Origin of the sequence: Neobacillus niacini (genome assembly GCF_023715785.1) — a bacterium.
Taxonomy (GTDB): Bacteria; Bacillota; Bacilli; order Bacillales; family Cytobacillaceae; genus Neobacillus; species Neobacillus niacini_E.
The window spans coordinates 184,815-193,065 of the sequence record NZ_JAMBOX010000011.1; the positions used below are offsets into that span (position 1 = coordinate 184,815).

Sequence of the window (8,251 nt, forward strand, 5' to 3'; positions counted from 1 at the left end):
GAGGCAACTTAGTTCTTCACTTCATCAAGCATCTGCCTGATATAGAACGACGGTACGGCAGCACCGATAATTTCTTTGGTTTCGACTTCCGGGTTTTGCAAGGTGGCAAAAATGACGCCAATCACTTGTCCTTCCTGATTGATCACCGGACTTCCGCTGTTTCCTTTATAAATCGGGGCTTCAATCATCAGGACGGGAACATCCCATCCAGATAACTGGACTGGGCTTTTCACCACGCCTTCATTGGCGATTTGCGAAAAGCCTAGCGGATTGCCGATAAAAAGAATGTTCTCGCTTTTCCATATTTCCCAATCTTGTTCTGCGGCAAGCGGCAGAACGGGCAAGTTCTCTGCCTTTATGTCAACAATGGCAAGGTCAAGATCCGGCCGGGTGGCAATGACCTTACCTACGTAAGATTCGCCGTTACGGAAATAAACATTTACCCGGTTCGATTTTTCGACCACATGGTGGTTGGTGACGATTAACCCATCAGGAGCGACGGTAAAACCAGTCCCCCTCACACCGTCCCACTCCAGCGAGACAACAGACTTTTTGTATTCTTTCACTTCCGGTTGCTTGGACAGTTGGTTAGACACTTTGACAAACCGAATCGCAGGCAGGTTAAATACATCGAACCACATGCCCAACGTGCTGATTAAAAGAGCAAACACAAGCAGTGAACTAATTATTTTGGCAGCAACTTTTCTGCGTTTTTTACTTTTGGCCTTCTGTTTTTCCCATTCGATTATTTCTTCCTCGGTGAGTGATGCTTCCCACTCAGGCGGTTCCTGATTTACATCCTGGTTTTCCTTGTCCAACGCAATAGCCCCCATAAATGGTGATGATAGTTTTATTATAGCGGTTTGGACGGGGGAGGGGATGATTTTTCAAGCAAATCTTCTAAGTTGAGAGTAAAAGATGCTTATCCAAGAGTAACAGATGACTATCCGAGAGAATAGGTTCCTTAACCGAGAGTAAAAGAAGCTTATCCGAGAGAAAAGTAGATTATTCAAGAGAAACCGTTTTGGTAGCCCTTATTTTTTCCTAAAAGAGTATCTAAAATTGTATAATACAATCAGAAATCACTTTGTCAGTGTTGTCAAAGCTGAAATGGGAAGGCAGGAGCGACATGGAGAACAAGAGCGTAATATTTTTTGATATAGATGGGACTTTATTGGACGAGGATAAAAAATTGCCAAGATCAACGAAAGAAGCTATTTTTACATTAAAAGAAAGGGGGCATGTTGTTGCCATTGCAACAGGACGTGCACCATTTATGTTTGAGGACTTGCGCAAGGAATTGGCGATTGACACCTACATTGGCTATAACGGGCAGTACGTTGTGTTGGAAGGGGAAGTCCTATACACAAATCCTTTAAAAATCTCCTCTGTTGAAAAATTAACCAGCACAGCCTTGCAGCGAAATCATCCGGTCGTCTATATGGACCATGAAGATATGAAAGCTAATGTTCCGGAACACAAATATATAAAAGAAAGCTTTGAGTTTTTTAAATCAACCAGTTTGCCTACTTATGATCCGCATTATTATAAAGGGCGCGAATTATATCAAGCGCAGCTTTTTTGCGCAGAAGGGGAAGAGGAGCAATACGAGCAGGAGTTTCAAGACTTCGATTTTGTCAGATGGCATCCTGTGGCAATGGATGTCGTTCCAAAAGGTGGCTCCAAGGCCAAAGGAATCAGCGAGATTGCGAAAAAACTAGGGTTTTCTCAAGAGCATCTCTATGCCTTTGGCGATGGTTTAAATGATATTGAAATGCTTTCAATGGTGGAAAATAGTGTCGCCATGGGAAATGCCGACGAAAAAGTAAAGCAAGTAGCCAAATATGTGACAAAATCTGTTGAAGATCATGGCATTTTTCATGGCCTTCAAATGGTGGGTTTATTGTAGCCTAAGCAGGCCTCAGTTATTTTTAAAAATGCATACAAAGGGCATTGGGGGATAGATTTTCCCTAAACCTTAACCAATCTGGCTTGTCGTAAGGGTGATATTATTGAAAAATACAAAATTACGATTGATATGGATCCTTCCTAATGTATTTTGTTATTTAGTGTTAATCGGCTTTTCAGCTTTTGTATTTGTAAATGCTGATGGTTTAAGAGAAATAAATAGATTATTGATATGGGTAATAACGATGATTATTCTATTCTTGGTGTCAATTTTCGGTAGTTTTCGAATATGGGGATGGATAAAAGAAGGAAAAATGTAATGAATCCTTATTGAACGGGGGCCCTACCTCAAGAAGAAAGTATGGCTTTTCTTATTGAAGTAAAGTGCAGGTTAGTAAAACAAGGGTTTGAAGGAATAAATGATATCATTTCTACAAGGAGCGAGTGCTAAAAATATGAAATTAAAAATTTTAGATTCAACTTTTTCTGTTGTGAAATTTCCACCAACTGACACAATACCATTGTGGGCAATAAACTCCGATGTATTTTCTATTACCCGAACAGATGAAGAACTGTCCATCGTGTGTCCTTCCGAATGTTTATCGATGAATGAAGTATTTAAGGATGTTGAAAACGATTGGAAGTGTATAAAAGTAGAGGGGGTTTTAGACTTTAGCTTAACTGGAATATTAGCTTCATTAGCGAATCCGTTAGCCGAAAACAAAATCAGTATTTTTGCTATTTCAACCTTTAATACGGATTACCTGCTCATTAAAAGCCATTCAATTGAGAAGGCAAAAGTCGTATTAGAGAATGAAGGTCACACTTTTAACAATATTTAAAAAAGGTTATTGCACTACCGGGGGCGATTGCTGAATAGGGGGGATCGCCCCTTACTTACCAGTAACGCACATTCGCAAAAAGGCTTAGTCAATTTGACCGAGCTTTTTTGTTTTTATAGAAAAAATTAAACTGGACTGAGACCAGTTCCGCTAAATAAACAATCTTTAATAAAAATTACTTTTCTACTTCAACGAAAGGCTGCTTTCATACAAAATCTAGTTGTCGTTACGGAAGTCTAGTTTAATAAGGGTATTTTAAACTATACTCGTTTATATTTCGATAGGTAATAGCAGCTGGTGGTATCGGTGATGGGGGAATAAACGGAACGACAAATGGTTTATACCATGGATTGTAGTGATGCAAATATATGTAGTAAATCATTAATATCATCCTCTCATTCAAAGTTACAGTAAATTATGAGTGTCCATCTAAATATGTTTGGATGGATGCCTAGTTTATCAAATTAACAATATTTTTAAAACAAGGGGGATACCACCAACTGTGCAGTATAGCACACTAATGGATACAACATGGGGATTTGCTTAAAAAAAGGAGCAAGGCTTTTCCTTCTTCAAATAACGGGAGGATCGTGCAATACGGCAGGACTTTTAGAGGGGGTGTCAAATTACATTTTTATACGATATAAACGTGTTTAAAAAGGCCACAAATTTGAAGGAAGAAGTTTTCCGCATTTTAGTTTGTCTTATCATTTGGACTGCATTTGTTTACCAAAAGCCAAAATTGACAACTGCTGAAGCCACAGGTTATGCAGTAATATGTTTGAACGTTCCCCCAAAAAAATTGGGAATAAAAGCGGTTTAATAAAACATATATTGTTAACTTCTTTTATAACATCAATGATTATCATTAAATGGTTGAATTGTTTACTATTGCATATTCTTTTTTTAGAGAACAGAGCACCTTGCCTGATTGGTATATTGAATTATGCGAGATTTTGAATTGGCAAGCACAGTCCGATAGGTCGGGAGTTTGGACATATTATGAAATATTAAATGATTCTATTGCCGCCATACTTATAAGTAGACTAAAAGCAAAAGAAGAAAATGAAATTCTTACTATGTATATGACGGGGATAGATAAATATAATGATGAAACCATAATGGAACATATTGATAAATGGATTTGGAAGAATGAAGAGAAGATATACCAATATATAACTGATATATTTATATGCAATAAAGACTGGTGTTATAGTATCTAACTCAAAACTAATATCTGGAAACCTCAAAGAATAGGAGGCGCAATCTGTAATTGTGTCCGCCATTTGTAAAGCTGTGCTTCAATTTAATCAAACATAGCAATACTTGATTGAAATTTGTTGTGGAGTATAAATAATGCTTCCTTTATAGAGTAAGTGCCAGATGTTTGAAAAACATTTCTTGAAATTCATCTCGTGATATAAACGGATTTATTCTGCTTAGGAATTCGGCAATTTCTTCTCCATTTGCATACCATCTTCTCTCTGTATCCGCTACAGGTTTTTGATTTCCTGCCTTTGTGGCTTTAACATGTTCCGCAGCAATTAAAAGGTGTTCCCTTATTAAATTGCTGAACTTTGCGGCTATTCTATTTCCATAGAAAGGCTTTAGTAAATTCCCAATATCTGTAGCGTTTCGGAGTAGCATGTCCGGTAACAGCGTCTACATCAGGTAAATAAAAGGCAATTCTATTGATTGTCATTCTTGTCTAGTACACGTGTTGTTCCCAAACTAAACGCATGGCATTAATTAAACGAACTTCCTGTTCAGCTACACTGGCTTTGTGGGATCCGATATTGGATGGTATGGTGCTCGACTGATGGAGAAATGACAGGAACTACAGGAAGGTCGTTATCACTTAATCAAATAAATATCAATCTAACAAATGTTCCAATAGATCCTACGAATCCATTATCGAAACAAGTAATGGCGGTACTAGGAACGTCTCCCTAGCACCGCCATCTCTTCGTTTCACCTAATTTTGCAAGTAAGCAAGCTGTTCTATACGACAGCCCCTTTTACTTCCTGTTCCAAAATCGGCGCTTCGCAATTGCTTTAACAAACGCTTCCCCGAAGTTGTTAGTGCCCGAAGCAAAGACGACACCCTCAAGTTCTCCGTTTTTCTGGGGCTCTATGTACGCTGCCCCTGTGGTTGCCACGCCAATCGGTTTGTAATACTTGTATGTCCCTTGGATATAGTCTTTCACATACCAGTCAAAGGCAGCTTGATTTTGCACGCGTCCACCTACAACATACAGAGAATCATAAAGAACATGATTCGCCGCGTAGAAATTTTGGTCCAACGTGATGGTCGTCCCTTGTGCTCCTGTAACCGTACCCAATCGATCGCTGACAAACTCCACGAAGACTCCATGTTCGACGAGCGTGTTCACCACTGTGATGACCTCTTGATCGGGAAACCCGTCGCCAATCAGAACGCCAACCCTCATGGTATAGGGGAAATGCGGTGTATTGGCTTGACTCAGAGCTGGAGAGGACGCAGAAACGGAAACTTGCTTGGTCGATGGTGGTCGTACGTCGATGTTTGAAGCAATGGTGGAAGCCAATGTATGGTCCACTTGTCCGAACATATCCACGACTTGTTGACGAACAGATTCGCTCTTCACTTTTGAGAGTTGAAAAATGAATGACTGTAATATATGGTTTTTTTCAACGTCAGACATACTATTCCAGAACAGACGTGCTTGGGAAAAATAGTCCTTAAACGTGTCGCTTATGGCATTGGTGGCTAAGCCTTTTATCTTTTCGGGGTAGAAATCGAACCCGCCCTGTTCGACTGGTGTTGGACTGGGTGTATTGCCCGCTAATGAGTTTTGATAGTAGTTAACCTGGTCAATATCGATGCGTTGGCGATGAGCCCCTTCTCGCTGGTAGTTGTGAAAAGGACAGAGCGGTCGATTGATAGGTATTTCATTGATGTTCGGACCACCCAATCGATACATCTGCGTATCGCGATAAGCGATAAGTCGGCCTTGTAATATCGGATCGTTGGAAAAACCGATGCCCGGAACCACATTGGTCGGATCAAAAACGGATTGCTCGGTCTCCGCAAAAAAGTTGTCGACATTACGGTTCAGTGTCAGCTTTCCGATGTAATGAACAGGAACGATTTCTTCCGGCCAAAGCTTCGTCGGATCGAGAACATCAAATTCGTATGCGTGTTCATTTTCCTCTTCGATCATTTGCACCCCAAATTCGTACTCGGGATATATCCCGCGTTGAATCGCCTCATAGATATCTCGCCGGTGAAAATCGGGATCCAACCCGCCGATGATGAGGGATTCTTCTTGGAGAAGCGAATGTACGCCGAGGACTGGCTTCCATTGAAAGCGTACAAATCGAGAGGTTCCTTGGTCATTGATGAACCGATATGAATTGATCGCGTAACCCTCCATCATTCTCCAACTTCTTGGCAACGTCCGATCCGACATCAGCCACATGATAAAATGCGCGGACTCCTGGTTACTTGCTACAAAATCCCAAAAGTTATCTTGTGCTGCTGAAGCTGTCGGCATATCCGTGCGTGGATCTGGATTGGCCGCATGATGTGAATCAACAAATTTCTGTGCGTCATTCACGAAGAACACGGGTATATTTAATGATAATAGGTCGAAATTGCCCTCGTTAGTATAAAATTTCACTGCGAAGCCTCGTAAATCGCGCGAGGTATCCATCGATCCGTGACCGCCATGATTTGTTGAAAAGCGGACGAATACGGGCGTACTTGCACTTGGATTTTGTAAGAATCCCGCCTTGGTATAACGCTTCATCGACTGATAAACCTGGAATGTCCCGTGAACACCGAACCCTCGAGCATGGGCGACGCGTTCTGGAGTACGTTCTCGGTCAAAATGCATCAGCTTATCAAAAAACAGAAAGTCCTGTATCAGAGCAGGGCCTCGAGCTCCTGCCTTCAATATCCCGTCATTGTTGGATACCTTTAATCCCGCACTTGTCGTAAGGGGCTTTCCCGTATTCTGAACACGAAATTCCTCAAGTTGTTCATTTTTTTTGTTGCCTTGATTCTCTTTTTCGTTAGGAGCGTCATCGTAATTCATATTATCTCATACCCCCCAAGATCATAATGCATTTAACGCTATAGTATATGTATTCCCGAGTTCTCCCCAGTATTCGAAGATATTTATCATTTTAGATTCCATCAGTTCAGACACACGTATGCAGTTAAAATGTTAAATAGTGGAGCTGCTATACTTACAGTTCAGGAACTTTTAGCTCATAATTCTCTTGAAATGACTGTCCGGTATGCAAAATTAATAGATAGTACCAAGCGAAGAGTATTTGAGTAAGCTTTGAAACAGGGGCTGTTCAGATTTGATATAAATGACCAATGAAACAAATTAGTCCAGATGATGAAATACCAACAGATATACGCCCTTCATGTTAAATTTTCTTCAACAAACGGCCATTTTCTTGAATAACTTACTAAGATTGTGAACGGGTAAAGTTGTGTATTGGTTGAAGTTATCAATAAACAATTGAAACATACATTTTCTATGAACTAAGAAAAAACCTCTCTGAACTCCTGTGAATTCAGGAATTTCACGAGAGGTTTGTTTTATATGTTGCTCTTCGAAAAATATTTCCGGGTATCTTCACGTATTTGTTTGGGTAAGACACCATCAAGTTCTTCATTTAACCATGAAAGTGTTTTACTACGTAAGTCATCACGCATTTCGGATGCATTTAATAATATTGTTTATATTCTTCAATTAGAGAGAAAACAATTGAGGAAGTTAAACCAATTTCATAAAGTTTGTAATTTAATTGCCTTAGTCTAAAAGAATAAGATAGAACGCCTAATGCGGTGAAAATCGCACGTTGGGTGCGGAGCAGGGGAAAAGACGGAGATTACATCAAAGTCTTACCTATTGCTATTAAGCTAAAGGGGAATTGAGTTGAAGATGAGTTGCGGCGGCACCTCTTTTTTTGTTGATCAACTAAAGGAGCAAAATATTGAAAGAAGGAAATAATCCTAATTTAGTTGAATTGATAAGTGATTGCAAATATTGTGGGGTGTCGTTCAATGCTAAACGAAGTTAGAATTTGGGGAAAGGAATTAATATGTGACATATGTTCCGAAAACCAATGGTATAAAAGTAGTCTTAAAACAGAATATCAAAGCGAAGAAAACATCAATGAGTATAACGAGGAAATAAGATATGTGTTTGAATGTAAAAAATGTGGTAATTGTAGGATATTCGGAATGGTATCTAACGAAAATGACGTTGATGATGTGAATATGACAATTAGCCCAATCTCCGAAAAGTAGGATTATCTTCAACGGGGGCGTTAATCTAAGAAGGATTAACGCTCTTTTTTGTAGAACTTATTGAGCTAAACCAGCTAATAGTTTGTCAATATTTTTCAATAAAGATTTAAAATATCTCATGATATACTAAAAATGTACATGCCAAATAACCTTCCGTTAGACTAATTTTGGAAGTTTTGTGTTATTTAGT

General features: G+C 39.5%; 7 protein-coding genes and 1 pseudogene. 6 read left to right on the forward strand and 2 right to left on the reverse strand.

What is annotated here, in order from left to right:
* Positions 1 to 8 precede the first annotated feature (8 nt).
* Positions 9 to 818 (reverse strand): S1C family serine protease, encoded by an 810-nt coding sequence (locus M3234_RS19285; protein ID WP_262306281.1) that lies wholly within the window; start codon positions 816 to 818, stop codon positions 9 to 11.
* Positions 819 to 1,129: 311 nt separating this feature from the next.
* Here M3234_RS19285 and M3234_RS19290 point away from each other — a divergent pair, with 311 nt between their 5' ends.
* From M3234_RS19290 to M3234_RS29745, 4 genes are all read left to right on the forward strand, one after another.
* Entirely contained in the window at positions 1,130 to 1,909 is a 780-nt protein-coding gene (locus M3234_RS19290) for a Cof-type HAD-IIB family hydrolase (RefSeq protein ID WP_262306282.1), read from the forward strand.
* Between the two features lie 418 nt (positions 1,910 to 2,327).
* Complete coding sequence (locus tag M3234_RS19295; protein ID WP_262306283.1) at positions 2,328 to 2,750, forward strand: ACT domain-containing protein; 423 nt, start codon at positions 2,328 to 2,330, stop codon at positions 2,748 to 2,750.
* Positions 2,751 to 3,622: 872 nt separating this feature from the next.
* Entirely contained in the window at positions 3,623 to 3,973 is a 351-nt protein-coding gene (locus M3234_RS19300; RefSeq protein ID WP_262306284.1) for a hypothetical protein, read from the forward strand.
* Positions 3,974 to 4,550: 577 nt separating this feature from the next.
* A complete protein-coding gene (locus M3234_RS29745; protein ID WP_396953970.1) occupies positions 4,551 to 4,703 on the forward strand; it encodes a hypothetical protein in 153 nt (50 codons plus the stop codon).
* 65 nt (positions 4,704 to 4,768) lie between these two features.
* On the opposite strand, the gene M3234_RS19305 is transcribed toward M3234_RS29745, so the two are convergent.
* Positions 4,769 to 6,829 carry a catalase gene (locus tag M3234_RS19305; protein ID WP_262306285.1) on the reverse strand — a complete coding sequence of 687 codons (2,061 nt, stop codon included), beginning with the start codon at positions 6,827 to 6,829 and terminating at the stop codon, positions 4,769 to 4,771.
* 78 nt (positions 6,830 to 6,907) lie between these two features.
* On the opposite strand from M3234_RS19305, the pseudogene M3234_RS19310 reads away from it, so the two are divergent.
* Together M3234_RS19310 and M3234_RS19315 are read left to right on the forward strand one after the other, a co-directional pair.
* Positions 6,908 to 7,075 (forward strand): annotated as a pseudogene (locus M3234_RS19310) (tyrosine-type recombinase/integrase); the annotation flags it as partial.
* Positions 7,076 to 7,815: 740 nt separating this feature from the next.
* Complete coding sequence (locus M3234_RS19315; RefSeq protein ID WP_262306286.1) at positions 7,816 to 8,061, forward strand: hypothetical protein; 246 nt, start codon at positions 7,816 to 7,818, stop codon at positions 8,059 to 8,061.
* The last annotated feature ends 190 nt before the right edge of the window (positions 8,062 to 8,251 follow it).